Consider the following 26,855-nt stretch of genomic DNA (forward strand, 5'->3'; position numbering starts at 1 on the left):
TGTAGTTGAGTCTAATCGTCTAGGTGACGTTAAGGGTGCCCGAGAACCCCGAGGAGGGGAGGGGGCGAGGGGGAGGCCCCGCCCCCGCCCCCGCCCGTCCTACTTCTTCAGGTAGCCCAGGATCGTCATCATCCCCGACTCCGAGTGGTAGATGTTGTGGCAGTGCAGCATCCACAGGCCCGGATTGTCGGCGTCGAGGTCGACGCTCACCCGGTTGCCGGGCAGCACGTTCAGAGTGTCCTTGCGGGGGCCGCCGTCGGGCAGCGCGAAGGTGTGCCCGTGCAGGTGCATCGGGTGGAACATCGGGCTGCGGTTGTGGAAGGTGAGCCGTACCCGCTCACCCGCCGCGACCGGGTACCGCTGGGACGGGGTGTACGGCCGCCCGTTGATCGCCCAGTTGTACTTCCGCATGTTCCCCGTGAGATGGAAGTCGATGGTGCGGTCGATGCCCCGGGACTGCGCCCGTACGGACTCCGCGGCCTTCAGGTCGCCGGCGGTCAGCAGCTTGCCGTCGAGGTCCTTGGGGCGGGTGGTGGGGCCGGGAGCCTCGCCGCCGCCGGTGCGCAGCACGGCCAGCGCGGTGCGGTTCTTGCCCTCGGCGAGCGCGGTGAGCGGGAAGACGCCGTCCTTGGCGGTGACCAGGACGTCGTAGCGCTCGCTCATGCCGATCAGCAGGGCATCGGTGGTGGCGTGTTCGACGGGGTGGCCGTCGGTGTGCGTGACGGTCATGGAGTGGCCGCCCAGCGCCACGCGGTAGGCGGTCTCGCCGCCCGCGTTGATGAACCGGATGCGGATGCGGTCGCCGGGCTTGGCCTGGAAGATCCGCGGGTCCTCGGGGGTGCAGCCGTTGATGAGGTGGTACGGGTAGTCCACATCGCCGGCGTGGCCGCCCAGCAGCCTGCTTCTCGCGCCCCTGAGCATGCGGGGCGGGCCGGCGACGGCGGGCTTCGCCGGTTCGGCTCCGCCGGGGCCCGTCTCGCCGTGATCCATGCTGCCGTGGCCGGAGGAGCCGCCTCTGCCCCGGTTCAGTTCGGCCAGCACCGAGTCCGGGGTGCTGCCGTCCACCCCGTCGACCCAGTCGTCCACCATGACGATCCACTCCTTGTCGTAACTGAGCGGCTCCTTGGGGTCGTCGACGATCAACGGTGCGTACAGTCCCCGGTCGATCTGCACGCCGACGTGCGGGTGCATCCAGTACGTGCCGGGGCTCGGGGTGGCGAACTCGTAGGTGAAGGACGCGCCGGGCTTGATGGGCCGCTGGGTGATGCCGGGGACGCCGTCCATGTCGTTGCGCAGCACCAGCCCGTGCCAGTGCACGGTCGTGTACGCCGGGAGGTGGTTGGCGACCTTCAGCTGGAGGGTGTCGCCCGCGGTGACCCGGACTTCCTTGCCGGGCAGCTCGTCTCCGTACGCCCAGGTGCGGACGGTACGGCCGCCCAGGTCCAGTTCGGTGGCGGCGGCGGTGAGCTTGAACTTGCGTACGGTGCCGTCCGTGTGGCGCTTCTTCTCGGCCGCGATGACCTCCGGGCCGTCGGGGCTGACAAAGCTGTCCGACGCACCGTCGTGGGGCATGCCGTTCTTGGCGTCGACCAGGACGTCCGCGCCGTCGAGCCGGCCGGACCGGTCGCCGGCGCAGGCGGCCAGCAGGCCGCCGCCCACGACGGCGGCGCCGGCGCCGAGCACGGCGCGGCGCGAGCGGGACGGGGGCTGGGGGGAATCCGTACGCATGGGTGAGTACCTCGTGTCGGTGTCGAAGGTGATGAGGTCGGTGGAGGAGCGCGCGGGCGCGAACGCGGGCAGGCGTCGGCGTCCGGGCGCGCTCCTACACGCGCAGCACCGACAGTTGGGCGAGGAGTCCTGGCGGGGCGGTGGCGGATCCGGCCGGGGCGGGCTCGCCTCAGGGAGCCGGTGCGGGGCGCGGGGAGCCCGGGACCGGGCGCGGGGTGCGCCGCCGTGGCCGGATGGTGTGGCGGGTGCCCCATCGGCTCCGCCGCCGGCGTGCACGCGTTGCGGACCTCTCGATGGGGCGTCAGACTTCTCGCGCCCTGCCCGCGCGGGGTATCGAGCCCGGAGGGCGGCCCGCCGGGCGCAGGCGGGCGCGGCCACCCGTAGCGCCGTGCGCCGGTATCACCGCAATGCTGTAGTCCACCCGCCTATCCTTGGCCTTCCCACGCGTTCCGCGTGCCCGGCGCTCCGTCCGACCGGCCGGGTCCACCCGATCCGATCACCAGGATGGCCGTGCCCCCCTCCCGCCGCGTTGCCCTGCGCCGCCGGGCGGCGGCGGTCCTGCTGCTGCTCGGGGCCGTCGCGTACACGGCCTGGGTCCTGGAGCTGGTCTTCGCCACCGGAATCGACCCCGTGCGGGCGTACGTCAGCGAGCTCGCGGCCGCCGACCAGCCACTGGGCGGGCTCTTCCGCGCCACCGACCTGGTGGCCGGGCTGCTGGTGCTGGCCGGCGCGCTGTCGGCCCTGATCACCCTGGAGCGCAGGCCCTGGACGACGGCGGGCTGGGCCGCGCTCGCCCTCTTCGGCGCGGCCACCGCCCTCGACTCCCGGCTCCCGCTGAGCTGCGCGCCGACCAGCGACCCCGCGTGCGCCGCCCGGGAGACCGCGGGCCTGGTCGCGGCCACCCACACCGCGCACGCCATCAGCAGCTCCCTCGCCATGACCGGCGCGCTGGCCGCCCTGATCCTGCTCACCTTCGCGGCCCGCCGCTACGGCCACTGGCCGCGGCTCGCCCGCCTCGGCCCGCCGCTGGTGCTCGCCGAACTCGCCGCCACGCTCTGGACGCTGGCCTCGGCCGCGGCCTTCACCGCGGGCCGCGGCACCTGGGCCCTCGGCGCCGGCCAGCGCCTCCAGGTCCTGCTGGTCGCCCTCTACCTCGCGCTGCTGGCAGGGTGCGTGGCCCGCCCGGCCGGGCACAAAGAAGTCAGGAAACCGAAGCCGGAGGCACGCCCATGACCAGACGCCCCATACGCATCCCCGGCCGCATCCACACCATCGACGGCATCCGGCTGCACGTCCTCACCGAGGGCGGCGGCCCGCCCTGCGTCCTCAGCGGCGGCCTCGGCATGGCCTGGTTCGACTGGGACGCGGTGGCCGCGCTGCTCGCCCCGCACCGCACGGTCATCCGCTTCGACCGCCCCGGCCTGGGCCTGAGCGCCCCCTCGCCGGCGGCGCCCACCCTCTTCGCCGAGGCCGACCGGATCGCCCATGTCCTGGACGCCCTCGGCCACCGCGGCCCGGCCACCGTCGTCGGCCACTCCCTCGCCGGCTTCCACGCCGAGGCCTTCGCCCGGCTGCATCCGCACCGCTGCGCCGGTCTGGTCCTGGTGGACGCCAGCGTCGAGGAGGACCCGCACCCGGTGCTGCCCCGCGCGGTCCGTACGGCCTGGGCGTCCGGCCTGGCCGCCACGCTGTCCGCCGCCGGGGTGCCCCGTGCCCTCCTCCCCACCGCCCGCCGGCTGATAGGCCGCGCCGGCACCGTCGGCAGTCATCCGCCGCACCCGTGGGAGAGCGCCGGATACCGCACCAGCCGGGTGCTGCGCGCCTGTGTCCTGGAGAACGCGACCTACCCGTACCAGGCCGCCGAGCTTGTCGCCCTCCGCCCCTCGCATCCGCTGCCGGCCGCCCCGGTCGCGGTCCTGGCGGCCTACGACGGCGGCGAGAACGCCCGCGATCTGCGCTGGCTGGAGCGTCAGCGGGCGCTCGCCACCGAGCTGGGCGGCCGGTTCGCGGTCGCCGCCCCGGCCGGCCACCTGGTGATGGCCGACGCCCCCGAAGCGGTCGCCCGCGCCGTACTGGACCTGTCGGGAAAGGGCCGCGATACGGCGGCGCCCCGCGCCTGACCCGCCGGGCCCCGCCCCGCCGGCCCGGCCCTCAGTCCGCCGACAGGAGGCCGGCCAGCAGCGGCACCTGCGCCCGCTCGTCCGCCGCCAGTGCCACCCAGGATCCGTCGGCAAAGGCGAGGTCCACCCGGTCCCGGTGCCGCGCCGGATGCGTCTCGCGCCGGGGCCCGTACTGCCCGCGCGGCAGCTCCCCGAGCAGCTGCGCCGCCTCCCGCTCCGGCTCCGACGGCCGGCTCAGCAGCAACAGCCGCCGGTCGGTGAAGGCCAGCGCGAGCCGCTGGTGACCGTGGCCCGCGCGGTCCATCGGCCCGGTGCGCGCGGTGATCACGAACCGGCCCGCCGCGCTCTCCCAGCCGCCCTGCCACACCCGCCCCCGGAAGAGATGCCGGATGCCCCGCCACGTGCGGTGCCCGCCCTCCTCCACCAGCCCCGCCGGTACGGCGGCCAGATACATCACCGCGGCCACCGGCAGGAAGATCCGCTGCCACCCCGTGAACCGCGCCGCGGCCTCCGCCTCCGGCTTCGCCCTGCGGAAGCGCTTCGGGATGCGTTCGGGCGCCAGCTCGTCGAGCGTGACCGGCAGGGCTCCGTACAGCACCTCGCCGGGCCGCAGGAAGCCGGCGGTGTGCGTGCGGAGCCAGGCGGCGCGCTCAGGGACGACGGGGGCGGAGGCAGGAGTGGGGTGCATTCCCCGCAGCGTAAGAATTCCGTGGCATGGCCCCGCCAATGCAAGGTCAACACCGACCCAGCTCCGGCTCAAGACTGCGCCAAGCCCCCCGATTGCCGCCCCTGGCCGCGCTGACGCTACGTACTGCGGGAAGGATCGGGGGGAGGGTCACGGCCCGGCGGTTCTGCTTCAGGCCAAGGGTGCGTAATGTGACGGTAACCCCCTCACGTGATACTGGTGTGCCACGCCGCGTGATCCCACGCACGTGGACAGGCCGATTGACCTGCAAGGATTGGTGAACCATGGACAAGCAGCAGGAGTTTGTGCTCCGGACTCTGGAAGAGCGCGATATTCGCTTCGTCCGGCTGTGGTTCACCGACGTGCTGGGCTTCCTGAAGTCGGTGGCGGTGGCTCCGGCGGAGCTGGAGCAGGCCTTCGACGAGGGCATCGGCTTCGACGGCTCGGCCATCGAAGGATTCGCCCGGGTGTACGAGTCCGACATGATCGCCAAGCCGGATCCGGGCACCTTCCAGATCCTCCCGTGGCGCGCCGAGGCCCCCGGCACGGCCCGGATGTTCTGCGACATCCTGATGCCGGACGGCTCGCCCTCCTACGCCGACCCGCGCTACGTCCTCAAGCGCATCCTGGCCAAGACCTCCGACCTCGGCTTCACCTTCTACACCCACCCCGAGATCGAGTTCTTCCTGCTCAAGGACAAGCCCGTCGACGGCCGGCGGCCCACCCCCGGCGACTCCTCGGGCTACTTCGACCACACCCCGCAGAACGTCGGCATGGACTTCCGCCGCCAGGCGATCACGATGCTGGAGTCGATGGGCATCTCGGTGGAGTTCAGCCACCACGAGGGCGCCCCCGGCCAGCAGGAGATCGACCTGCGCTACGCCGACGCGCTCTCCACCGCCGACAACATCATGACCTTCCGCCTGGTCATGAAGCAGGTCGCGCTGGAGCAGGGCGTCCAGGCCACGTTCATGCCCAAGCCGTTCTCCGAGTACCCGGGCTCGGGCATGCACACCCACCTCTCCCTCTTCGAGGGCGACCGCAACGCCTTCCACGAGTCGGGTTCGGAGTACCAACTCTCCAAGGTGGGGCGCTCCTTCATCGCCGGTCTGCTCAAGCACGCGGGCGAGATCTCCGCCGTCACCAACCAGTGGGTCAACTCCTACAAGCGCATCTGGGGCGGCGCCAACCGCACCGCGGGCGCCGGCGGCGAGGCCCCCTCGTACATCTGCTGGGGCCACAACAACCGCTCCGCGCTGATCCGCGTCCCCATGTACAAGCCCGGCAAGATGGGCTCGACCCGGGTCGAGGTCCGCTCCATCGACTCCGGCGCCAACCCGTACCTGACGTACGCGGTGCTGCTCGCCGCGGGCCTCAAGGGCATCGAGGAGGGCTACGAGCTCCCGGCCGGCGCCGACGACGACGTCTGGGCGCTGTCCGACTCCGAGCGCCGCGCGATGGGCATCGAGCCGCTGCCGCAGAACCTCGGCGAGGCCATCGAGCTGATGGAGCGTAGCGAACTGGTCGCCGAAACCCTCGGCGAGCACGTCTTCGACTTCTTCCTGCGCAACAAGAAGCAGGAGTGGGAGGAGTACCGCTCCGAGGTCACCGCCTTCGAGCTGCGCAAGATGCTCCCCGTGCTCTGAGGCACCGCGCCACCGAGAGGCTGCATCATGGCACTACCCGCCCCACAGGGACGGCGGAGCAGCACCCACTCCCGGCTGCTGAGACACGGGTTCACGGACCCCTCGGCGGCCGGGCGGCTCCTCGACACCCCCGAATTCTCCCCGGTACGCGAGGACTCGGTGCTCCTGGAGGCGCTCGGCGGCACCGCGGACCCCGACCTCGCGCTGCTGGGCCTGGCCCGGCTGGTGGAGGCGATCGAGCCGGAGGCGCAGCAGGAGCTGCTGAGCATGCTCGTGGCGGCCAAGCCGCTGCGCGACCGGCTGCTGGGGGTGATGGGCGCGTCCGAGGCGCTCGCCGACCACCTCGTCCGCCACCCGGACGACTGGCGCTCGCTGGTCACCTACGAGTCCGTCGATCTGCACCCCACCACCCCCGAGTTCGAGCAGGCGCTCGCGGAGGGCATCTGGGGCGAGCGGGGCGAGGACCGCTCCCGCGCGGACGCGCTGCGCGTCGCCTACCGCCGGTGCCTGCTGGGCATCGTGGCCCGCGATGTGTGCGGTACGACCGATGTCGCCGAGGCCGCGGCGGAGCTGGCCGACCTGGCCACCGCGACCGTACGGGCCGCCCTGCAGATCAGCTACGAGGAGGCCCCCGGCGACGCCGCGGTCTCCCGGCTGTCCGTCATCGCCATGGGCAAATGCGGTGCCCGGGAGCTGAACTACGTCTCCGACGTGGACGTCATCTTCGTCGCGGAGGCCAAGGAAGGGGTCGAGGAGGCCAAGGCACTGCAGGCCGCCACCCGGCTCGCCTCGCGGATGATGCGGCTCTGCTCGGACGTCACGGCCGAGGGCACGATCTGGCCGGTGGACGCCAACCTCCGCCCCGAGGGCCGCAACGGCCCGCTGGTGCGCACCCTCACCAGCCACCTCGCCTACTACCAGCGCTGGGCCAAGACCTGGGAGTTCCAGGCGCTGCTCAAGGCCCGCCCGATGGCCGGTGACCTGGACCTGGGGCAGGCGTACGTCGATGCGCTGGAGCCGATGGTCTGGCAGGTCGCCGAGCGCGAGAACTTCGTCGTCGACGTCCGCCAGATGCGCCGCCGGGTGGTCGCCAACATCCCCGCCGACCGCGTCGAACGCGAGCTGAAGCTCGGGCCCGGCGGGCTGCGCGACGTCGAATTCGCCGTCCAGCTGCTCCAGTTGGTGCACGGCCGCAGCGATCCCACGCTGCGCAGCGCCAGCACCCTGGACGCGCTGGCGGCGCTGGCGGCCGGCGGCTACGTCGGGCGCCAGGACGCCGCCGCGCTGGACTCCGCGTACCGCTTTCTGCGCGCGCTCGAGCACCGCATCCAGCTCTTCCGGATGCGCCGTACGCATCTGATGCCCGAGGAAGAAACGGATCTGCGGCGTCTGGCCCGCTCATTGGGCTTGTTTACAGAGCCCGTTGACACCCTCCGCAAGGAGTGGAAGTGGCACGCTAGAGAAGTGCGCCGACTGCATGAGAAGCTCTTCTACCGTCCCTTGCTCGATGCCGTCGCCCATCTGGAGCCCGGCGAGACGAGACTGTCGGCAAAGGCCGCGGGCCATCGCCTGGAAGCCCTCGGGTACGCCGATCCGGTCGCCGCGCTGCGTCATCTTGAGGCGCTGGCGTCCGGCGTGACCCGTAAGGCGGCGATCCAGCGGACGCTGCTGCCGGTACTGCTCGGCTGGTTCGCGGACTCCGCCGATCCGGACGCCGGACTGCTCAACTTCCGCAAGGTTTCGGACGCGCTCGGCAAGACGCCGTGGTACCTGCGGCTGCTGCGCGACGAGGGCGCGGCCGCCGAGAACCTCGCCCGGGTGCTGTCCGCCGGGCGGCTCGCCCCCGATCTGCTGCTGCGCGCCCCGGAGGCGGTGGCGCTGCTGGGTGCCGCCGACGGGCTCAAGCCGCGCGGCCGGGCCGCCCTGGAGCAGGAGGTGCTGGCCGCCGTCGGCCGCGCGGACGGCGCCGAGGCGGCGGTCGCGGTGGCCCGCGGGGTGCGCCGGCGGGAGCTGTTCCGGACCTCCGCCGCCGACCTGATCGGCGCGTACGGCACGGACGGCAACCCCGCCGAGAAGGACCACGGCCACGCCATCGACGCCGTCGGCACGGCGGTCTCCGACCTCAACTCCGCCACCCTCGGCGGCGCGCTGCGCGCCGCGGTCCGCGAGCAGTGGGGCGACACCCTGCCCACCCGCTTCGCCGTCATCGGCATGGGGCGCTTCGGCGGCCGGGAGATGAGCTACGGCTCGGACGCCGATGTGCTGTTCGTCCATGAACCCCGCGAGGGCGCCGACGAGCACGAGGCCGCCAAGGCCGCCCAGGCCATCGCCAACGAAATGCGCCGGCTGCTCCAACTCCCCTCCTCCGACCCGCCGTTGCTCATCGACGCGGATCTGCGCCCGGAGGGCCGGTCGGGCCCGCTGGTGCGCACCCTCGCCTCGTACGCGGCCTACTACCGGCGCTGGTCGCTGGTGTGGGAGGCGCAGGCGCTACTGCGCGCCGAACCGGTCGCGGGCGACGCCGAGCTGGGCCAGCGGTTCGTCGAGCTGATCGACCCGCTGCGCTATCCGGCCGAGGGGCTGGGCGAGGACGCGGTCCGCGAGATCCGGCGGCTCAAGGCCCGGATGGAGTCGGAGCGGCTGCCGCGCGGCGCCGACCCGACCACCCACACCAAGCTGGGCCGCGGCGGCCTGAGCGATGTCGAGTGGACCGTACAGCTGCTGCAGATGCGGCACGGCTGGGAGATCCCCGGGCTGCGCACGACCCGTACCCGCGAGGCGCTGGCCGCGGCCCATGCCGCCGAGCTGATCGGCACCGAGGACGCCGCGACGCTGGACGAGGCCTGGGTGCTGGCGGCGCGGGTGCGCAATGCCGTGATGCTGGTCCGTGGCCGTCCCGGCGACACCTTCCCGGTGGACGGCCGGGAGCAGGCGGCGGTCGGCCGCTACCTCGGCTACGAGGAGGGCCACGTCGGCGAGATGCTCGACGACTACCGCCGGATCACCCGGCGGGCGCGGGGCGTGGTGGAGGAGCTGTTCTACGAGGGGTGAGGGCGTCTTCGCGGGCGAGGGCGCCCGCGGAGGACCGCTCGACGATGGTCGGCGTCGCCCATTTCTTCCGCGAACCTGGATTCCGACCCGGCCGTTTGGGTTTCCGCCGGCCATGTGACCGTTCGGTGCACTTTTCTGAGAGGTGCTGAAACCTTGTGGCTGTGCACCAGGTTGACGCCGCGCACCGGCGCTGGGCGTTGTTACGGTCGGCGCGTTGAGTTCGCCACGCGAAGACGTGGAAAGGTTGCCGACACACGGGGGACTGAAGCCGCATGGGCAATGCGTTCCGCCAGGAACCGGAGCCGTTCCGGAGTGATACCACCGAGCTCCGAGGCATGCTTTCCGGCCTCCAGCCATCGGCGCGCTGATGACCGGAGTCGACGCTCCCGATTCTGACGGTCAGCGGATTCCCCGGCCCTCCCGGTCGCACATGGCCCAAGGGCACGGCGTGAGCATGCGCGAGCCGAGTCGCGTGCATCCGTTGGCGGCGCTGCTGGTGCTTCTGGGGATCGGTTGCCTCTACGCGGGGGTGTCAATCCATTCCAGGGCCGGGAGCGCCCTCTTTCTGCTCTCCTTCGTCCTGTTCATGACGGCCCAGATCTACCACCACCGCAGGCGCCGGCGCGACTGGTTCCACCGGACGTTCCGCACGTACGAGAACTTCCGCGCCGAGGCGATCGTGGAGGCACGTCGAGTGCGGAACGAGAAGGGTGATGCGGCGGTCGTGCGGCATCTGAGGATCCTGTACCCGCATCTCCCGATGCCCGTGATCACACGGCTGATCAAAGAGCTCTGACCCGGTACCCGCCGCCGGCTCCCTCGTGAACCTCGTCTTCCTGCGGGCGAAGGCGATCTTCATCAGTCCTCTAGGGAAGCGCCTGCGCCAGCAGGCCCCGGCAGTGCGCGAGGAACCCGGCCAGCGTCAGATCGAAGGCCCGATCGGCGCGGCCCGGGCCGGTGGCGGCCTGTGCCGCGGCCAGCCGCGGCGCGCTGACGCCGCCGGAGACCTCCCACATCGGCTCGGGTGCCGACATGTCCAGCGCCGAGCCCAGCACGATGTTGTCCAGGCCGGTGATGACCGGCATCACGGCGTCCGGGGCGAAGCCGGCGTCCAGCAGGAGCCCGACCACCTGGTCGTACTGCGCCAGCACCCGGGGCGCGCGGATCGGCGAGGTCATCAGCATCGGGATCGTGCGCGGATGGGCGGCGAACGCGGCGCGGTAGGAGCGTGCCCAGGCCTCCAGCGCGATGTCCCAGCGGGCGTCACCCAGGGTGCCCGGGTCGATCGCGTCGGTGACCCGGTCCCGCAGCAGCTCGATCACCCCGGCCCGGCCGTCCACGTGGTGGTACACCGAAGCGGTCTGCACCCCTAGCCTGCGGGCCACCTCCGGGACGCTGAAGTCGCCCTTCTCATCGACGAGTTCGAGCGCCGTCGCGCCGATGCGCTCCTTGTCCAGCAGGGCCTTGCGTGGCCGCCCCATGGTGTCCCCTCCCGGCCGAGCCCGTTCCAAGGTCTTCCCGAATCGTACGGCGAGGGGTACCTTCCACAACACGAAAACCGAAAGCCTTTAGGTTTTCTCCTCGCGGTCCAGCAGCCGTCACCATCCCGTACGTGCCGTGCCGCCGCCTCTCTTCCGCTCTCCGTCCCCGCAGAAGGGCACCGAGTCATGGCCGTGGAGTCAGAGTCCCGTAACGGGCCCCCTCAGCAGACCGCCTCACCCGCCCCCGGCGAAACCCCCCAGCTGCGCCGCGGCACCCTCGGCGTCGCCGATATCGCCTTCTTCGTCATCTCCGCGGCCGCCCCGCTCACCGTCATGGCGGGCACCTCCCCGCTCGCCATCGGCACCGGCGGCATCGGCGCCCCCGTCGGCTACCTCCTGGCCGGCGCCACCCTCGCCCTCTTCGCCGTCGGCTTCACCACCATGGCCCGCCATGTCCGCAACGGCGGCGGCTTCTACGCCTTCATCACCCGCGGACTGGGCCGCCCGGCCGGTTTCGGCGCCGCCACCGTGGCCCTCCTCGCGTACAACGGCATGCAGATCGGCGTCTACGGACTGCTCGCCACCGCCACCCAGGACGCCCTGCGGGCCTTCTGGGGCATCGACGTCCCCTGGCCGCCGATCGCCCTCGTCGGCGTGCTGGTCATCTGGTACCTCGGCTACCGCTCCATCGACTTCGGCGCCAAGGTGCTGGGTGTCCTGCTCGTCGCCGAGACCGGCATCCTCGTCCTGCTCGCCGGGGGAGTGCTGCTGCACGGCGGCGCGCACGGCCTCTCGGCGGACTCCTTCACCGCCGGCAGCGTCCTGGTCCCCGGCACCGGCGTGGTCCTCGCCTTCGCCTTCGCCGCCTTCACCGGCTTCGAATCCACCGCCATCTACCGCCGCGAGGCCCGCGACCCGGCGCGCACCATCCCGCGCGCCACCTACATCGCGGTCGCCTTCCTCGGGCTCTTCTACGCCTTCACCATCTGGATCGTCATCCAGGCCTACGGCAGCGACAAGATCGTGGCGGCCGCCCTGCGCGACCCGGCGGGCCTGTTCTTCACCGCCACCACCCGGTACGTCGGCACCTGGGCCGCCGACCTGATGCACCTCTTCATCATCACCAGCATCCTCGCCTCCCAACTGGCCTTCCACAACGCCATCAACCGCTACGGCCTGGCCATGGCCCAGGAAGGCGTACTGCCCTCCCCGCTCGGCAGGGTCCACCCGCGCCACCGCTCCCCGTACCTCGCCGGAGCCGCGCAGAGCGCCCTCGCGGTCGTCATCGTCGTCGGCTTCGCGCTCGCCGGGATGGACCCCTACCAGCAGCTCCTCCTGTGGATGAACACCCCGGGAATGCTGGGCCTGTTGGCCCTCCAGGCGATCACCGCGGCCGCCGTGCCCTGCTACTTCCGCCGCTTCCGTCACGACGAGGGGAAGATGCGCACCGTCATCACCCCCATCGCCGCCACCGTGCTGATGGTGCTCGCCCTCTGGCTCGTCATCGCCAAGATCAACCTCATGACGGGCGCTCCCTTCGCCACCAACACGGTCCTGGTCCTCACCGTCCCCGCCGCCTTCCTCCTCGGACTCGCCCTCGCCCGGCGGGTCCGCCGCACCCGCCCCGGGGTCTATGCGGGCTTCGCGGCGGAGCCGGCGGAGGACGGGGCCGGTGCCGGGGCCGGTGCCGGGGACGGCGCCGATGGCGGGGCAGACGCCGAGGCCGGTGAACGCGGCGGCGAAGCGGCCCCCGCACCCGCTTCCGGCGCGTCCCCCGAACCCGCCGAAGAAGCCCGCTGAAGCACCCGGCCACCGCCACCACCCCCCTCCGCACCACCAAAGGAGCCCGCATGTCCGCCGCCCCCGCGCCCCTCACCGTCGCCGACACCATCCTCACCGGCGCCCGGGTACGCACCCTCGACCCCGCGCACCCCACGGCCGAGGCCGTCGCCATCAAGGACGGGCGGATCGCCGCGGTCGGGGAGGAGCGGGACGTACGGGACTGGCGCGGCGCGGCGACCGAAGTCATCGACCTGGCCGGGGCGACCCTGACCCCCGGCCTGGTCGACGGCCACAGCCACCCCGTCTATGGCGTCGAGATGGCCACCGGCGTCGACCTCTCCGACTGCCGTGACCTCGACGGACTGCGCACCGCCCTCGCCGCGGCCGCCCGCGCGCTGCCCCCCGGCGGCTGGCTCACCGCCTGGGGCCTGGACCACAACGTCTTCGCCGGCGCCCCGGTCCACCGCGACCTGATCGAGGACGCGCTCGGCGGCGCCCCCGCCTTCATCCGCCTCTACGACGGCCACTCGGCGCTGGTCAGCGGCCGCGCGCTGGAGGCCGCGGGGATCACCGGCCCGCGCGAGTTCGTCCAGCGCGCCAGCGTCGTCTGCGACGCCGACGGCCGCCCCACCGGCCATCTCATCGAACACGCAGCGATGGACCTCCTGACGCCGGTCATCCCCCGGCCCTCCGCCGCCGACCGCCGCGCCCGCCTCCTCGACCTCCTCGACGAGATGGCGGCCAACGGACTCACCGGCGCTCACGTCATGGACATGGAGAACGCCGACGTCCCCGAGCTGCTGACGGGCATCGAGGCGAACACCGAACTCCCCGTCCGCCTCCGCCTCGCCCCCTGGTGCATGCCCGGCGTCGACAAGGACGGCCTCGACCACCTCATCCACCTCCAGCGGCTGGCCGGCCGCCACTGGCGGGTCGGCGGCGTGAAGTTCTTCATGGACGGCACCGTCGAGGGCGGTACGGCCTGGCTCGAGCACGCCGACTGCCACGGCCAGGGCACCGAAGCCTTCTGGCCGGACCCGGCGGCGTACACCCATGCCGTGCACCACCTCGCGCGCGCGGGCGTGCGCACCGCCACCCACGCCATCGGCGACGCCGCCGTACGGCACGTCCTGGACACCGTCGAACTCCTCGGCGATGCCCACCCGTCGCCCGCCACCACCCTTGCCGGAGACGCTTCGCGCCACACCGCTGTTCGCGGCGCCCGCTACCGCCACCGCATCGAGCACATCGAGACCGTCCCCGGCGAACAGCTGACCCGCTTCGCCCGGCTCGGCGTCGCCGCCTCCATGCAGCCCACCCACACCGCCTACACCCGCGCCGACCACACCGACGCCTGGTCCCGGCGGGTCGGCGAGGAGCGCGCCGGACGGGCCTGGCGCTGCCGCGATCTGCGGGACGCCGGCGCGGTCCTGGTCCTCGGCTCCGACTGGCCCATCGCCCACCACGACCCCCGCCAGGTCCTCGCCACCGCCCGCCTGCGCCGCCCGGCGGGCGAACCCGGCATCGCCCCCGTCACGCCCGGCCAGGCGCTGACCGGCCTGATGGCCCTGGAGGGCTGCACCTCCCACGCCGCCCTCGCCGTCGGCGAGGAGTCCGAAGCCGGCCGGATCACCCCCGGCTTCCGCGCCGACCTCACGGCCCTGGCCGTGGACCCGGTCACCGCCCCGGCCGACGAGCTGGGCACCGCGCCGGTACGTCTGACGATGACGGGCGGGCACATCACGCATCGCGGGGTCAGCTGACGGCGCATAGCTATACGGCCGGCGTTGGGCCATTCGGGTGATGGGCCGGGCCGCGCGGTGCGGCCCCGCCCACTCCGGTGGCGTACGGAAGAGGAGCCGGACGGCGGGCCGCGCTCAGCCCGTCTTCAGCAGGTTCACGTCCGGCGCCGCCACATAACGGGTCAGCCGGTGCGGCAGCATTCCGTACCAGCCCAGCGCCACCGTGAATCCGAAGGTCAGGCACAGGGCCCCGCCGACCGCGTCCAGCCAGAAGTGGTTGGCGGTGGAGACGATGACCAGCAGCGTCACCGTGGGGTAGAGCACCCCGAGGATCCGGGCCCACAGCGGCTTGGCCAGGAGGGCGACGGTGATGCCGCACCACAGCGACCACCCGATGTGCATCGACGGCATCGCGGCGTACTGGTTGGACATCGAGGCGAGATTGCCGGACGCCATCGAGCCCCAGGTGTCGTGCTGAACGACGGTGTCGACGAAGCCGCCGCCGGGCATCAGCCGGGGCGGCGCCAGTGGGTAGAAGTAGTAGCCGAGCAGGGCGACACCGGTGGTCGCGAAGAGCGCCAGCCGGGCCGCGGCATAGCGGCCCGGATGCCAGTGATAGAGCCAGACCAGCACGCCGATCGTCACGATGAAGTGCAGGGTCGCGTAGTAATAGTTCATCGAGACGATCAGCCACGTCACGGAATTCACCGCGTGGTTGACGGTGTGCTCGACGGCGATGCCGAGAGAATGCTCGGCCTGCCAGATCCAGTCGGCGTTTCTGAGCGCCTTTGCCTTCTGCTCGGGTACGGCGTTGCGAATGAGCGAGTACGTCCAGTAACTGACGGCGATCAGCAGGATTTCGAACCAGAGTCGCGGTGCGCGAGGGGCGCGCAACCGGCCCCACCGACGGCCGTTCAGCGGGCGGTCCGCGCTCCCCCCATGGGGCGGCGGGGTGGCGGTCCGACCATCCACAGTCCTCACATTCGCATCACCCATAGGCAGACAGTCTGCCAGAAACGGGCGTGTCGCCGATCATCCTTCGGTCGGGTATTCGACGGTCCGTATCCCTCTCCAGACGGATACGGACCGTCGAAAAACCCGGGGAAAAACCAGCGGAAAACCAGCGGGACCCCGATACCCGTCTCAGGGTGTACGGGCCGGCCGGGGAACCCTCGCGGTCTTGGGGGCCGAAGCGGTCGAACCGCGCACCACCAGCTCGGGGTGGAAGACGAACTCGCTGTGCGGGGCGGGGGTGCCCCCGATCTCCTCCAGGAGCGCCCGCACCGCCGCCTGCCCCATCGCCGTGACCGGCTGCCGGATCGTGGTCAGCGGGGGATCGGTGAAGGCGATCAGCGGGGAGTCGTCGAAGCCGACCACGGACATGTCGCCCGGTACGTCCAGCCGCCGCTGCCGCGCCGCGCGGATCGCGCCCAGCGCCATCATGTCGCTGGCGCACACAATGGCCGTCACCCCGCGGTCGATCAGCGCGTTGGCCGCGGCCTGCCCGCCCTCCAGGGTGAAGAGGGAGTGCTGGATGAGCGGTCCCACCTCGGCCGGGCCGAGGTTGAGGCGGTCCCGCATGCTGCGGGCAAACCCCTCGATCTTGCGCTGTACGGGCACAAACCGTTCGGGCCCCAGCGCCAGCCCGATCCGGCGGTGGCCGAGCGCGCTGAGATGCGTGACCGCCAGATCCACCGCGGCCCGGTCGTCGGGGGAGACGAACGGCGCCTGCACCTTGTCGGAGAAGCCGTTGATGAGGACGAACGGCACTCCCTGGCCGCGCAGCTGCGCATAGCGCTGCATATCGGCGGAGGTGTCGGCGTGCAGGCCGGAGACGAAGATGATGCCGGCGACGCCGCGGTCCACCAGCATTTCGGTCAGCTCGTCCTCCGTGGAGCCGCCCGGGGTCTGCGTCGCGAGGACCGGTGTGTAGCCCTGGCGGGTCAGCGCCTGCCCGATGACCTGGGCGAATGCCGGGAAGATCGGGTTGTTGAGCTCGGGCGTGATCAGCCCGACCAGGCCCGCGCTGCGCTGCCGCAGCCGTACCGGGCGTTCGTAGCCCAGGACGTCGAGGGCGGCGAGCACCAACTGGCGGGTGGTGGCGGAGACACCGGGCTTTCCGTTGAGAACCCGGCTGACGGTGGCCTCGCTGACACCCGCCTGTGCTGCGATATCGGAGAGCCGGGCGGTCATGGGATGGGACTGTACCGGGCGCATGTCAGATTGCCCACCAGGTGCAGCTGTCACCGGGGACCACGGCCGAGCCGCCGTCGACGGTCACCGGGGCGCTGGAGAGCAGCGGCTGTCCGGGCAGCGGGAGTTCCACCGCGCGGGTGCGGGTGTTGACCGTGCACAGCACGCCGGGACGCCGGAACGCGAGCAGCCCCGCGGGGGCCGGCTGCCAGCTCATTTCGCCGTCGCCCAGGCCCGGCAGGCGGCGGCGGAGTTCGAGGGCGGTGCGGTAGAGCTGCAGGGTGGAGTCGGGGTCGCCGCTCTGTGCCTGTGCGGTGAGCGGTGCCCAGTCGGCGGGCTGGGGCAGCCAGCTGCCGCCGGGCCCGAAGCCGTACGGGGGCAGATCGCCGGACCAGGGGAGGGGGACGCGGCAGCCGTCGCGGAATCCGTCCTGGCCGTTGGCGCGGAAGAAGGAGGGGTCTTGTCGGACGTTGTCGGGGAGGTCGGTGACTTCGGGGAGGCCGAGTTCTTCGCCTTGGTAGATGTAGGCGGAGCCGGGGAGGGCGAGCATGAGGAGGGCTGCGGCGCGGGCGCGGTCGAGGCTGCCGCCGAGGCGGGTGCGGTGGCGTACGACGTCGTGGTTGGACAGGACCCAGGTGGCCGGGGCGCCGACGGGGCGCATCGCTTCGAGGGATTCGTCGATCACGGCTCGGAGCGAGTCCGCGTCCCAACCGGTGTTGAGGTAGTGGAAGTTGAAGGCCTGGTGCAGCTCGTCGGGACGTACATAGAGCGCCAGCCGTTCGGTGCTGGGTGCCCAGGCCTCGGCGACGCCGATCCGCTCGCCGGGGGAACCCCCGCCGGGCCGGGGAATGGGGGAGTAGTCGTCGAGCAGGCGGCGCCAGGAGCGGTGGATGGCGTGCACGCCGTCCTGGTCGAAGAAGGGGAGGACCTGGGTGCCGATGAGCTTGGCCTGCTCGCCGCGGCCGATGTCCGGCAGGCCGGGCGCCTTGACCATGCCGTGCGCGACGTCGACGCGGAAGCCGTCCACGCCCAGGTCCAGCCAGAAGCGCATGATGGCCTCGAATTCGGCGTGGACGTCGGGATTGTTCCAGTCCAGGTCGGGCTGTTCGGGGGCGAAGAGGTGGAGATACCAGTCGCCCCGGTCCGTACGGGTCCAGGCCGGGCCGCCGAAGACCGACTCCCAGTCGTTGGGCGGCAGCTCGCCGCGCTCGCCCTTGCCGGGACGGAAGACATAGCGCTGCCGGGCGAGTTCGGGGTCCTGGAACCAGGGGTGCCGGTCGGAGGTGTGATTGGGGACGATGTCGACGATCACCCGCAGGTCGGCGTCATGGGCGGCGCTGATCAGGTCCCGGGCGTCGTCGAGGCTGCCGAAGAGCGGATCGACGGTGCGGTAGTCGGCGACGTCGTAGCCGCCGTCGGCCTGCGGTGAGGCATAGAACGGGGTGAGCCAGACGGCGTCCACGCCCAGCGCCTTGAGGTACGGCAGCTTCCCGCAGGCGCCGCGCAGATCTCCGATGCCGTCGCCGTCGCTGTCGGCGAACGAGCGGACGTAGACCTGATAGATGACGGCGTCCCGCCACCATCCGGGAGCTCGGTGTGGTGCGGGGGCCTGGGGGGCGGGGCTGGGGGAAGTGAGCTCCTGCGTCATCTGCCGTCCCTGTCGAGGTCAAGAGGCCTTGGTGCCTTCACGGAATCAACGCTCGGGCGGGCGCGGGGTGACGGTGCCGGGGGAGCGGCTGGGGTGCCGTTCCGGCCATCATGCTGCAATATCTTCCAGCAATCTTGCAGAAATTTGCCGCAAGGTCTTTCCGTGCAGGTTGCCTCGCTGTTACGTTCCTGACCGCCATCTGAGGCGATTCCCTAAGGAGTTCACATGCGGCGTGGCATACCTGGCATACGCGGAATCACCGCCACCGCACTGGTAGCGGGCCTGGCGCTGACGGCGAGCGGATGCGGCGGAGCGGACGACGGCGGCAACGCCGGCAGCGGTGGCGAACTGTCCGGAACCGTTACCTTCTGGGACACCTCCAACGACGCCGAGAAGGCCACCTACCGCAAGCTTGCCGAAGGCTTTCAGAAGGAACATCCCAAAGTCCACGTTCAGTATGTGAACGTGCCGTTCGGCGACGCCAACGCCAAGTTCAAGAACGCCGCGGGCGGCAACTCCGGAGCCCCCGACGTGATGCGCACCGACGTCGCCTGGGTCGCGGACTTCGCCAACCTCGGCTACCTCGCCCCGCTCGACGGCACCCCCGCCCTCGACAAGACCGGCGACTACCTCCCGCAGGCCGTCGGCTCCACGAAGTTCAAGGGCAAGACCTACGCCGCGCCCCAGGTCATCGACACCCTCGGCCTCTTCTACAACAAGAAGCTGCTCAAGCAGGCGGGGGTCGGCGTGCCCAAGACGCTCGCCGAGCTGGCGGACGCCGCCAAGAAGATCAAGGCCAAGACCGGCGCCACCGCCCTCTATCTGCGCGGCGACGACCCCTACTGGTTCCTGCCCTACCTCTACGGCGAGGGCGGCAACACGATCGACGCCCGCTCCAAGACCGTGCAGATCGACAACGCCGCGGGGGTGAAGGCCTTCCGCACCATCAAGGACCTGGTCGACTCCAAGGCGGCGATCACCGACGCCACGGACGGCCAGGACAACCAGCTCAGGGCCCTCAAGGACGGCAAGGTCGCGATGGCCGTCGACGGCCCCTGGGACATCGAGGGCGCCCGCGCCGGCCAGGCCTTCAAGGACAAGAAGAACCTCGGCGTCGCCCCCGTACCCGCGGGCAGCGCGGCGCAAGGATCCCCGCAAGGCGGCTGGGACCTTTCCGTATACGCCGGCAGCAAGAACCTGCAAGCCTCTTACGCCTTCGTGAAATACATGAGCTCCGCAAAGGTGCAGCAGGAAACCACCGACCGGCTCAGCCTGCTGCCCACGCGTAAGTCCGTGTACGAGGTGCCGACCGTCAAGCAGAACGAGATGGTCAAGTTCTTCAAGCCCGCCGTGGACAAGGCCGTACAGCGCCCCTGGATCGCCGAGGGCAACTCCCTCTTCGAGCCGATCAAGGTCCAGATGAACAAGGTGCTCACCGGCGCCGCCACGCCCGAGCAGGCCGCCAAGGCGACCGGCGCCGCCTACCGAAAGCTGCTCAAGGACTACAAGTGACCTTCGCTGTACGGGTGCGCCGGGCGCTCGGCACCCACTGGTACGCATGGACGATGGTCGCCCCCGTGGTACTGGTCCTCGGGGTGATCATCGGCTATCCGCTGGTGCGCGGCGTCTTCCTCTCCCTCACCGACGCCAACGAGGCCAACGTCCAGCGGGACATCGGCGTCAATCACATCCCCGCCACCTACAAGTTCACCGGCCTCGACAACTACAAAGCGGTGCTCTCCGACGAGGTCTTCTGGGACCGCCTCGGCTGGACCGTCCTGTGGACCGTCGCCTGCGTCTCCCTCACCTTCCTGATCGGCCTCACGCTCGCCAACATGCTCAACCGGACGCTGCGCGGCCGCACCTTCTACCGCCTCGCGCTGATCCTGCCCTGGGCCATCCCGGCGTTCATCTCCGTCTTCACCTGGCGGATGCTCTACAACGAGAAGAGCGGCATCCTCAACAAGCTGCTGTCCGGCGGCGGCATCGACGCCATTCCCTGGCTCAACGACCCGACCTGGGCGAAGCTATCGGTCATCGCCGTCAACGTCTGGCTGGGCGTGCCGTTCATGCTGGTCACTCTCCTCGGCGGCCTCCAGTCCATCCCCGGCGAGCTGTACGAAGCCGCCGAAATGGACGGCGCCGGGCCCTGGCAGCGCTTTCGCCACATCACCGTCCCCGGCCTGCGCGCGGTCAGCGCGACCGTCATCCTGCTCTCCACCATCTGGACCTTCAACATGTTCCCGGTGATCTTCCTGCTCACCCGGGGCGGCCCCGGCGACGCCACCGAAATCCTGGTGACCTACGCCTACCGGCTCTCCTTCGTCGACAGCCCCCGCAACTTCTCCGAGTCCGCGGCCTGGGGCGTCCTCATCCTCCTCCTGCTCTCGATCGTCGCCGTCGTCTACCGCCGGGCGCTGCGCAAGCAGGGAGAGGTGTGGTGACCATGACCCGTGAAGCACCCCGTAAAGCACCCCGTCAGCGCAACGAGCGAAGCCGGGCGGCATCCGCCGGTCTGCACGCGGCCCTGATCGTCGCCGCGGTAGTGGCCGTCTTCCCGCCGCTCTGGCTGCTGGTGACGTCCTTCAAGCCCAAGACCGACGCCTTCTCCACCAGCCTCGTCACCCACCCCACCCTCGCCAACTACACCCATGTCCTGGCCGACACCGAATTTCTGACCTGGTTCAGGAATTCCGTCATCATCGTCGGGCTGACCACCGTCCTCGGCGTCTTCATCGCGGCCACCACCGGCTACGCCGTCAGCCGATTCCGCTTCCCGGGCATGCGCCCGCTGATGTGGCTGCTGCTGATCACCCAGATGTTCCCGGTGGCCGTACTGATCGTGCCGCTCTACAACCTGATGGCGACCCTGGGACTGCTCAACCAGCCCGCCGGACTGGTCGTCACCTACCTGACGATCGCCGTTCCGTTCTGCGCGTGGATGATGAAGGGCTTCTTCGACACCATCCCCGTGGAGATCGACGAATCGGGCCGGGTCGACGGCCTCAACCCCTTCGGCACCTTCTGGCGCCTGGTCCTTCCGCTGGCCAGGCCGGGACTGGCCGTCACCGGCTTCTACACCTTCGTCACCGCCTGGGCCGAGGTCGCCTACGCCTCCGCCTTCATGACCGGCGAGGAGAACCTGACGCTCGCCGGCGGCCTGCAGACCTTCGTCAACCAGTACACCAACGACTGGGGTTCGATGACCGCCGCCGCCGTGATCATCGCCGTGCCGGCCGCGCTCGTCTTCGCCTTCGCCCAGCGCCACCTCGTCTCCGGCCTGACCGCCGGCACCACCAAGGGATGACATGACCGAACAGCACAACGTCACTCCTGCCACCGACTGGTGGCGCGACGCGGTGATCTACCAGGTCTATCCGCGCAGCTTCGCCGACGGCAACGGCGACGGCATGGGAGACCTGGCGGGCATCCGCGACCGCCTGCCCTATCTCCGCGACTTGGGTGTCGACGCCGTCTGGCTCAGCCCCTTCTATGCCTCCCCTCAGGCCGACGGCGGCTATGACGTCGCCGACTACCGCGCCATCGACCCGATGTTCGGCACCCTGCCCGACGCCGAGGCCGTGATCCGCGACGCCCATGACCTGGGCCTGCGCATCATCGTCGACATCGTCCCCAACCACTGCTCCGACCAGCACGAATGGTTCCGTCGCGCGGTCGCCGAGGGCCCGGGCTCGGTCGCCCGCGAGCGCTTCCACTTCCGTAAGGGCCGCGGCGAGAACGGCGAGCTGCCGCCCAACGACTGGGAGTCCATCTTCGGCGGCCCCGCCTGGACCCGCCTCTCCGACGGCGAGTGGTACCTCCATCTCTTCGCCCCCGAACAGCCCGACTTCAACTGGGACCACCCCGCCGTCCAGGACGAGTTCCGCTCCATCCTCCGTTTCTGGCTGGACCTGGGCGTCGACGGCTTCCGGGTGGACGTCGCCCATGGCCTCGTCAAGGCCCCCGGCCTGCCCGACATGGGTCAGGGCGAACAGCTCAAGCTCCTCGGCAATCAGATCCTCCCCTTCTTCGACCAGGACGGCGTGCACGACATCTACCGCACCTGGCGCGCCGTCCTCGAGGAGTACGCCGGCGAGCGCATCGCCGTCGCTGAGGCCTGGACCCCCAGCACCGAACGCACCGCCCTCTACCTGCGTCCCGACGAGCTGCACCAGGCCTTCAACTTCCACTACCTCAACACCGGTTGGGACGCGGACTCGCTCCGAGCCGTGATCGACGAATCCCTCGAAGCGATGCGCCCCGTCGGGGCCCCGGCCACCTGGGTCCTGTCCAACCACGACGTCGTACGCCACCGCACCCGCCTCGGCGGCAGCCTCGACCGCGCCCGCGCCGCAGCCCTCCTCATGCTCGCCCTCCCCGGCTCCGCCTACATCTACCAAGGCGAAGAACTCGGCCTCCCCGAAGTCACCGACCTCCCCGACAACGTCCGACAGGACCCCTCCTTCTTCCGCGCCAACGGCCAGGACGGTCTCCGCGACGGCTGCCGCGTCCCCCTCCCCTGGAGCGGCGACGCACCCCCGTACGGCTTCGGGCCCGGCGGCAGCTGGCTGCCGCAGCCCGCCGACTGGCGTCCGCTGACCGTCGAGGCACAGAGCGGCGACCCCGACTCCACCCTGGAGCTCTACCGCACCGCCCTCGAACTCCGCCGCACCCACCCCGCCCTGGGCGCGGGCGACGCGATCGAATGGCTCGACGCCCCCGACGGCGTACTGGCCTTCCGCCGGCCGGGCGGCCTCATCTGCACGGCCAACACCACCGGGGCGGCGGTGAAGCTGCCCGAACGACCCGGCCGCCTGCTCCTCTCATCCCTCTCCCCCTCTCACCTCTCCACTTCCCGTCACATGTTGAACACCGCGAGTGACTGCGTGGTTGCAGCCGACACCACCGTCTGGTGGGAGGAGTGACCCTGCCGGCACCCCGCACCACCCCGCGCCTGGCCGATATCGCCGCTCAGGCGCAGGTCAGCGAGGCCACCGCCAGCCGCGTCCTGAACGGCAAGGCGGGCGTCGCGGCGAGCACCCGGCAACGCGTCCTCGCCGCCCTCGACGTCCTGGGCTACGAACGCCCCGTACGGCTCAAACGCCGCAGCGCGGGCCTGGTCGGCCTCGTCATCCCGGAACTCACCAACCCGATCTTCCCGGCCTTCGCCCAGATCATCGAACAGTCCCTGGCGGGCCACGGCTACACCCCGGTCCTGTGCACCCAGATGCCCGGCGGCGCCACGGAGGACGAACTCGTCGAGCAGCTCGAGGAACGCGGCGTCACCGGCATCGTCTTCCTCTCCGGCCTGCACGCCGACACCCATGCCGACACCGCCCGCTACGCCCGGCTGACCTCCCGCAGCGTCCCGTTCGTCCTCATCAACGGCTACAACCCGCAGATCGAGGCGCCGTTCGTCTCGCCCGACGACGGCGCGGCGGCCCGGATGGCCGTACGCCACCTGGCCGCACTGGGCCACGAGCGCATCGGGCTCGCCGTAGGACCCGCCCGCTACGTCCCCTCGCGCCGCAAGGCCGAGGGCTTCGCGGCGGCGGTCAAGGAGTCGTTCGGCCTGTCGAGGGGGCAGGCCGAACGGCGCATCCAGCACACCCTGTTCAGCGTCGAGGGCGGCCACGCGGCCGCCGCCGCCCTGCTGGACGACGGCTGCACCGGCATCGTCTGCGGCAGCGATCTGATGGCACTCGGCGTCATCCGCGCGGCCCGCCAACGGGGCCTCGACGTCCCCGGCCGGCTCTCCGTCGTCGGCTTCGACGACTCGCAGCTCATCGCCTTCACCGACCCGCCGCTGACCACGGTGCGCCAGCCGGTGCAGGCGATGGCCACGGCGGCGGTCGGCGCGCTCATCGAGGAGATCCACGACCTCGCCCAGGGCCGGCACACCCCGCCGCAGCGCACCGAGTTCGTCTTCCAGCCCGAGCTGGTGGTCCGGGGCTCGACCGGGCCGGTCCCCGCATGACCACCGAAGCCGCGCCGTCGTACGCCGGCCGGCCCCCACTGCCTGGATGCCGCCGGTAGTCGCCGGCGGTCGCGCCGTGGACGGTGGCCCCGACCTGCGCGAATGCTGTGGGGACGGGCCGCCGACGGGCTGCGGTGGCCGCCGGGCAGCGATCCGCGCCCGGCCCTCGTCTTCGGGTCGAACGCGCGCATCGTGGCGCCGCCGATGACGACCGTGTCGCGGTACACCGGGGCCGCGCCGTCACGGGCGGCCCGGCGGTGCGGGATCAACCGTCCAGCGAGAGCGCGTTCTTGGCATGCGCGACGGACGCCTCGGAGGCGGGTCCGCCGGGATTCTCGGTGGCCAGAGCTTGGTTGAGGGTGACGAAGGAGCGCATCCGCCGGTCGTAGTCGGCGTACGCGGCGCGGTGCTCGCCGTGCGCCCGGGCGAGGCGGTCGGCCAGTACGTAGGCGCCCACGAGGGCCAGGCTGGTGCCCTGTCCCGAGAGCGGGGAGGGGCAGTAACCGGCGTCCCCGAGCAGCGTCACCCTGCCCCGCGACCAGTTGTCCAGGCGGATCTGGGCCATGGCGTCACAGTAGAAGTCGGGCGCCTCCAAGGCGGCCTTGGCCAGCCGCGTGCCGTTCCAGCGCAGGGAGGCGAGCTTGTCCGCGACGAACTGCCGTAGGGCGCCGGGATCGTGGGCAAGAGGGCCGGACTCGAAGCCGAACGCGATCCTGAGCTCGGTGTTGTCGCGTACGGGCATGATGCCGAAGCCCGCATCGCCGTCCCGCAGCCACATCTGCCAGTCGTCGAGAGCGAGGAAGTTGTCCGCGCTGAACACCGACAGATAGCTGCCCAGATGGTGGGTGAAACGCTCCTCCGGCCCGAAGGCCAGGCGCCGTACGGTCGAGTGCAGCCCGTCGGCCCCGACCACGAGGTCGAAGGTGCGGGACGCCCCGTGGGCGAAGTCGACGCGCACCCCGGTCTCCCGCTCGTCGAGCGCGGTGATGCTGTTGCCGAAGAGGTACTCGACGTCTGCGCGGGTGTGTTCGTGGACCATCCGCACCAGGTCCTCACGCAGCAGCTCGATGTCGTCGCTGTCGAGCCGGCCACTGCTGAAGGTGGCCTCGGTGGAGCGGTCGACCTCCTGGCCGTCGGGGCCCAGGATCGACATGCCGCGCATCCGGGTGCGCACGCTCCTTGCCCGCTCCAGCAGGCCCGTCCGCTCGACGACGTCGAGCGCGACGCCACGGACGTCCACGGCCTGGCCGCCGGGGCGCGGGCCCGGGGCACGTTCGACGACGGTGGCCCCGAAGCCGTGACGGCGCAGCCAGTACGCGAGCACGGGGCCGGCGATTCCGCCGCCGGAGATGAGAACGGTCTGCATGGGAAGGCTCCTTTTCGTGCGCTGTACGAGGGCCGAACGTACGACGTACGCACAGCTCCTTCAACCGGTCCGATATCCCGTCTGACCTAGGACAGTTGGGCCTCTCTCGACGTCGTCGCTGCTACTCTCTGTGCTAGTACAGAAGGAGAGGATCAGGAGACGTGACGGATCCCACAGGGGCGCATCGCGAGCCGCCCTATCTGCGCATCGCAGGCGAGATCCGCCGGCGCATCACGGACGGCGAGCTCGCACCCGGGGACGCGGTCCCCTCGACCCGTCAGGTCGCCAGGGAATGGGGCGTCGCGCTGGCCACCGCCGCCAAGGCCCTGACCGCCTTGCGCTCGGAGGGACTCGTCGAGACCCGGCCCCGCACCGGCACGGTCGTGGCCGCAACCGCTCCGGCGCCCTCGCCCCGCAGACGGCAGTCATCCGGGCCGGTCTTCGAGGGCGAGCTGACCCTGGACCGGATCGTCCGCGCCGCCATCGACATCGCCGATGCCGAAGGGCTCTCGGCGCTCTCCATGCGCGGCATCGCGGCCCGGCTCGGCGTCGCGGCCATGTCGCCCTACCGGTACGTCCCCAGCAAGGACGACCTCGTGCTGCTCATGGCTGACGCCGCATTCGGCGAGGAGTCCTACCCCGCGGACGCTCCGGAAGGGTGGCGCGCCCGCATCGAGCTGGGCGGCCGGACCCTGTGGTCGCTGTACCGCAGGCATCCGTGGCTGGCCCAACTCGGCTCCCTCACCCGCCCGTTGCTCGTCCCCAATCTGATGGTCCACGCCGAATGGATGCTGGGCGCACTCGACGGTCACGGCCTCGATCCCACCACGCTGTTCGACGTCCATGTGCTGCTCTACAGTCACGTCCAGGGCCTGGCCGTGCATCTGGAGTGGGAGGCGCAGGCCGAGGCCACCACAGGCCAGTCGGAGGACCAGTGGATGGCCGGCCGCGCCCCCGCCCTCCAGGCGTTGGTGGAATCCGGCCGCTTCCCGACCTTCGCCAAGGCCGTGGGGGCCTTTGACGACGGCTACGACCTGGCCCTCGACGCACTCTTCGAACTCGGCCTCAAGGCGCTCCTGGACGGGCTGAGCCCCCTCGTTGAAGGCTAGGTCGTGTCCGCTAACTCCCGCTTGGCTCGCGACGCTCCCCCAGCTAACGCTGGGAGGTGTCCCCAGGCACGACACTCCCCCAGCTAACGCTGGGGGCACCCCTCGCGGCGTTGTCGGCGCACCCGCAGAGAACCTCCCCCACGCCTTAAGGGCGCGGGGGGACCCCCATTGCGGGCGCACCTGCGCCTTGCGATGCAGCTCGGCATCCGGGGATCGCATCGAAGAGCCGAGACGGAGCGAGCGAAGCGAGTGCAGTGCACCAGACGCCGCGAGCCCGCCCTACGGGCAACAACGGGAGCTTGCGGACACGACCTAGGGCCACCCTTG

20 protein-coding genes are annotated in these 26,855 nt (G+C 71.3%); 13 read left to right on the forward strand and 7 right to left on the reverse strand.

Annotated elements, in window-relative coordinates:
* Positions 1-99 precede the first annotated feature (99 nt).
* Positions 100-1,728 carry a multicopper oxidase family protein gene (locus ACIRPT_RS34580; protein WP_403834568.1) on the reverse strand — a complete coding sequence of 543 codons (1,629 nt, stop codon included), beginning with the start codon at positions 1,726-1,728 and terminating at the stop codon, positions 100-102.
* A 504-nt stretch (positions 1,729-2,232) separates the two neighbouring features.
* Here ACIRPT_RS34580 and ACIRPT_RS34585 point away from each other — a divergent pair.
* Together ACIRPT_RS34585 and ACIRPT_RS34590 are read left to right on the forward strand one after the other, a co-directional pair.
* On the forward strand, positions 2,233-2,961 hold the full coding sequence (locus ACIRPT_RS34585; RefSeq protein ID WP_403834570.1) for a DUF998 domain-containing protein: 729 nt from the start codon (positions 2,233-2,235) through the stop codon (positions 2,959-2,961).
* The gene (locus ACIRPT_RS34590; RefSeq protein WP_403834572.1) at positions 2,958-3,848 is read left to right on the forward strand and encodes an alpha/beta fold hydrolase; all 891 of its coding nucleotides are present in this window, start codon (positions 2,958-2,960) and stop codon (positions 3,846-3,848) included. The genes ACIRPT_RS34585 and ACIRPT_RS34590 overlap by 4 nt, the downstream gene beginning before the upstream one ends.
* A 31-nt stretch (positions 3,849-3,879) precedes the next feature.
* Here the strand turns inward: ACIRPT_RS34590 and ACIRPT_RS34595 are convergent, their stop codons facing one another.
* On the reverse strand, positions 3,880-4,536 hold the full coding sequence (locus ACIRPT_RS34595) for a hypothetical protein (protein ID WP_403834574.1): 657 nt from the start codon (positions 4,534-4,536) through the stop codon (positions 3,880-3,882).
* 281 nt (positions 4,537-4,817) lie between these two features.
* On the opposite strand from ACIRPT_RS34595, the gene glnA reads away from it, so the two are divergent.
* The 3 genes from glnA to ACIRPT_RS34610 all read left to right on the forward strand — a co-directional run bounded on the left by glnA (position 4,818) and on the right by ACIRPT_RS34610 (position 10,026).
* Complete coding sequence (gene glnA / locus ACIRPT_RS34600) at positions 4,818-6,179, forward strand: type I glutamate--ammonia ligase (RefSeq protein WP_403509370.1); 1,362 nt, start codon at positions 4,818-4,820, stop codon at positions 6,177-6,179.
* A 27-nt stretch (positions 6,180-6,206) separates the two neighbouring features.
* A complete protein-coding gene (locus ACIRPT_RS34605) occupies positions 6,207-9,230 on the forward strand; it encodes a bifunctional [glutamine synthetase] adenylyltransferase/[glutamine synthetase]-adenylyl-L-tyrosine phosphorylase (RefSeq protein WP_403834577.1) in 3,024 nt (1,007 codons plus the stop codon).
* Between the two features lie 454 nt (positions 9,231-9,684).
* Positions 9,685-10,026, forward strand: a complete 342-nt coding sequence (locus ACIRPT_RS34610) for a hypothetical protein (protein ID WP_403834580.1) — start codon at positions 9,685-9,687, stop codon at positions 10,024-10,026.
* Positions 10,027-10,096: 70 nt separating this feature from the next.
* Here ACIRPT_RS34610 and ACIRPT_RS34615 read toward each other — a convergent pair whose 3' ends face one another.
* Positions 10,097-10,711: a TetR/AcrR family transcriptional regulator gene (locus tag ACIRPT_RS34615; protein WP_403834583.1), complete on the reverse strand. Its 615-nt coding sequence runs from the start codon at positions 10,709-10,711 to the stop codon at positions 10,097-10,099.
* A gap of 186 nt (positions 10,712-10,897) precedes the next feature.
* On the opposite strand from ACIRPT_RS34615, the gene ACIRPT_RS34620 reads away from it, so the two are divergent.
* Positions 10,898-12,511 (forward strand): APC family permease, encoded by a 1,614-nt coding sequence (locus ACIRPT_RS34620; RefSeq protein WP_403834585.1) that lies wholly within the window; start codon positions 10,898-10,900, stop codon positions 12,509-12,511.
* Positions 12,512-12,561: 50 nt separating this feature from the next.
* Positions 12,562-14,256 (forward strand): amidohydrolase, encoded by a 1,695-nt coding sequence (locus tag ACIRPT_RS34625; RefSeq protein ID WP_403834587.1) that lies wholly within the window; start codon positions 12,562-12,564, stop codon positions 14,254-14,256.
* Positions 14,257-14,370: 114 nt separating this feature from the next.
* On the opposite strand, the gene ACIRPT_RS34630 is transcribed toward ACIRPT_RS34625, so the two are convergent.
* From ACIRPT_RS34630 to ACIRPT_RS34640, 3 genes are all read right to left on the reverse strand, one after another.
* Positions 14,371-15,231: a phosphatase PAP2 family protein gene (locus tag ACIRPT_RS34630; RefSeq protein WP_403834589.1), complete on the reverse strand. Its 861-nt coding sequence runs from the start codon at positions 15,229-15,231 to the stop codon at positions 14,371-14,373.
* A 147-nt stretch (positions 15,232-15,378) separates the two neighbouring features.
* Complete coding sequence (locus tag ACIRPT_RS34635; RefSeq protein ID WP_403834592.1) at positions 15,379-16,428, reverse strand: LacI family DNA-binding transcriptional regulator; 1,050 nt, start codon at positions 16,426-16,428, stop codon at positions 15,379-15,381.
* Positions 16,429-16,453: 25 nt separating this feature from the next.
* Entirely contained in the window at positions 16,454-18,076 is a 1,623-nt protein-coding gene (locus tag ACIRPT_RS34640) for a glycoside hydrolase family 13 protein (protein WP_403509393.1), read from the reverse strand.
* Between the two features lie 225 nt (positions 18,077-18,301).
* On the opposite strand from ACIRPT_RS34640, the gene ACIRPT_RS34645 reads away from it, so the two are divergent.
* The 5 genes from ACIRPT_RS34645 to ACIRPT_RS34665 are packed head-to-tail and all read left to right on the forward strand — an operon-like array spanning position 18,302 to position 24,053.
* On the forward strand, positions 18,302-19,588 hold the full coding sequence (locus tag ACIRPT_RS34645; protein ID WP_403509396.1) for an extracellular solute-binding protein: 1,287 nt from the start codon (positions 18,302-18,304) through the stop codon (positions 19,586-19,588).
* 53 nt (positions 19,589-19,641) lie between these two features.
* Positions 19,642-20,520 carry a carbohydrate ABC transporter permease gene (locus tag ACIRPT_RS34650; protein ID WP_403834752.1) on the forward strand — a complete coding sequence of 293 codons (879 nt, stop codon included), beginning with the start codon at positions 19,642-19,644 and terminating at the stop codon, positions 20,518-20,520.
* A gap of 2 nt (positions 20,521-20,522) precedes the next feature.
* Positions 20,523-21,383, forward strand: coding sequence for a sugar ABC transporter permease (locus tag ACIRPT_RS34655; RefSeq protein ID WP_403834596.1), 861 nt, complete (start codon positions 20,523-20,525; stop codon positions 21,381-21,383).
* A 1-nt stretch (position 21,384) separates the two neighbouring features.
* Positions 21,385-23,001, forward strand: coding sequence for a glycoside hydrolase family 13 protein (locus ACIRPT_RS34660; protein WP_403834599.1), 1,617 nt, complete (start codon positions 21,385-21,387; stop codon positions 22,999-23,001).
* The gene (locus tag ACIRPT_RS34665; protein ID WP_403834602.1) at positions 22,998-24,053 is read left to right on the forward strand and encodes a LacI family DNA-binding transcriptional regulator; all 1,056 of its coding nucleotides are present in this window, start codon (positions 22,998-23,000) and stop codon (positions 24,051-24,053) included. Before ACIRPT_RS34660 ends, ACIRPT_RS34665 begins: the two co-directional genes overlap by 4 nt.
* A 265-nt stretch (positions 24,054-24,318) precedes the next feature.
* On the opposite strand, the gene ACIRPT_RS34670 is transcribed toward ACIRPT_RS34665, so the two are convergent.
* Positions 24,319-25,419, reverse strand: a complete 1,101-nt coding sequence (locus ACIRPT_RS34670) for an FAD-dependent monooxygenase (RefSeq protein WP_403834604.1) — start codon at positions 25,417-25,419, stop codon at positions 24,319-24,321.
* 161 nt (positions 25,420-25,580) lie between these two features.
* Here ACIRPT_RS34670 and ACIRPT_RS34675 point away from each other — a divergent pair, with 161 nt between their 5' ends.
* Positions 25,581-26,528 carry a TetR/AcrR family transcriptional regulator C-terminal domain-containing protein gene (locus ACIRPT_RS34675; protein ID WP_403834607.1) on the forward strand — a complete coding sequence of 316 codons (948 nt, stop codon included), beginning with the start codon at positions 25,581-25,583 and terminating at the stop codon, positions 26,526-26,528.
* Positions 26,529-26,855: the final 327 nt, after the last annotated feature.

The sequence above is a fragment of the Streptomyces sp. NPDC101227 genome, from assembly GCF_044767545.1.
Classification (GTDB): Bacteria; Actinomycetota; Actinomycetes; order Streptomycetales; family Streptomycetaceae; genus Streptomyces.

Excerpts from the sequence above, each read along its gene's own strand:
- ACIRPT_RS34580 (WP_403834568.1), bottom strand. The coding sequence starts at position 1,728 with ATGCGTACGGATTCCCCCCAGCCCCCGTCCCGCTCGCGCCGCGCCGTG.
- ACIRPT_RS34585 (WP_403834570.1), top strand. The coding sequence starts at position 2,233 with ATGGCCGTGCCCCCCTCCCGCCGCGTTGCCCTGCGCCGCCGGGCGGCG.
- ACIRPT_RS34590 (WP_403834572.1), top strand. The coding sequence starts at position 2,958 with ATGACCAGACGCCCCATACGCATCCCCGGCCGCATCCACACCATCGAC.
- ACIRPT_RS34595 (WP_403834574.1), bottom strand. The coding sequence starts at position 4,536 with ATGCACCCCACTCCTGCCTCCGCCCCCGTCGTCCCTGAGCGCGCCGCC.
- glnA (WP_403509370.1), top strand. The coding sequence starts at position 4,818 with ATGGACAAGCAGCAGGAGTTTGTGCTCCGGACTCTGGAAGAGCGCGAT.
- ACIRPT_RS34605 (WP_403834577.1), top strand. The coding sequence starts at position 6,207 with ATGGCACTACCCGCCCCACAGGGACGGCGGAGCAGCACCCACTCCCGG.
- ACIRPT_RS34610 (WP_403834580.1), top strand. The coding sequence starts at position 9,685 with ATGCGCGAGCCGAGTCGCGTGCATCCGTTGGCGGCGCTGCTGGTGCTT.
- ACIRPT_RS34615 (WP_403834583.1), bottom strand. The coding sequence starts at position 10,711 with ATGGGGCGGCCACGCAAGGCCCTGCTGGACAAGGAGCGCATCGGCGCG.
- ACIRPT_RS34620 (WP_403834585.1), top strand. The coding sequence starts at position 10,898 with ATGGCCGTGGAGTCAGAGTCCCGTAACGGGCCCCCTCAGCAGACCGCC.
- ACIRPT_RS34625 (WP_403834587.1), top strand. The coding sequence starts at position 12,562 with ATGTCCGCCGCCCCCGCGCCCCTCACCGTCGCCGACACCATCCTCACC.
- ACIRPT_RS34630 (WP_403834589.1), bottom strand. The coding sequence starts at position 15,231 with ATGGGTGATGCGAATGTGAGGACTGTGGATGGTCGGACCGCCACCCCG.
- ACIRPT_RS34635 (WP_403834592.1), bottom strand. The coding sequence starts at position 16,428 with ATGACCGCCCGGCTCTCCGATATCGCAGCACAGGCGGGTGTCAGCGAG.
- ACIRPT_RS34640 (WP_403509393.1), bottom strand. The coding sequence starts at position 18,076 with ATGACGCAGGAGCTCACTTCCCCCAGCCCCGCCCCCCAGGCCCCCGCA.
- ACIRPT_RS34645 (WP_403509396.1), top strand. The coding sequence starts at position 18,302 with ATGCGGCGTGGCATACCTGGCATACGCGGAATCACCGCCACCGCACTG.
- ACIRPT_RS34650 (WP_403834752.1), top strand. The coding sequence starts at position 19,642 with ATGGTCGCCCCCGTGGTACTGGTCCTCGGGGTGATCATCGGCTATCCG.
- ACIRPT_RS34655 (WP_403834596.1), top strand. The coding sequence starts at position 20,523 with ATGACCCGTGAAGCACCCCGTAAAGCACCCCGTCAGCGCAACGAGCGA.
- ACIRPT_RS34660 (WP_403834599.1), top strand. The coding sequence starts at position 21,385 with ATGACCGAACAGCACAACGTCACTCCTGCCACCGACTGGTGGCGCGAC.
- ACIRPT_RS34670 (WP_403834604.1), bottom strand. The coding sequence starts at position 25,419 with ATGCAGACCGTTCTCATCTCCGGCGGCGGAATCGCCGGCCCCGTGCTC.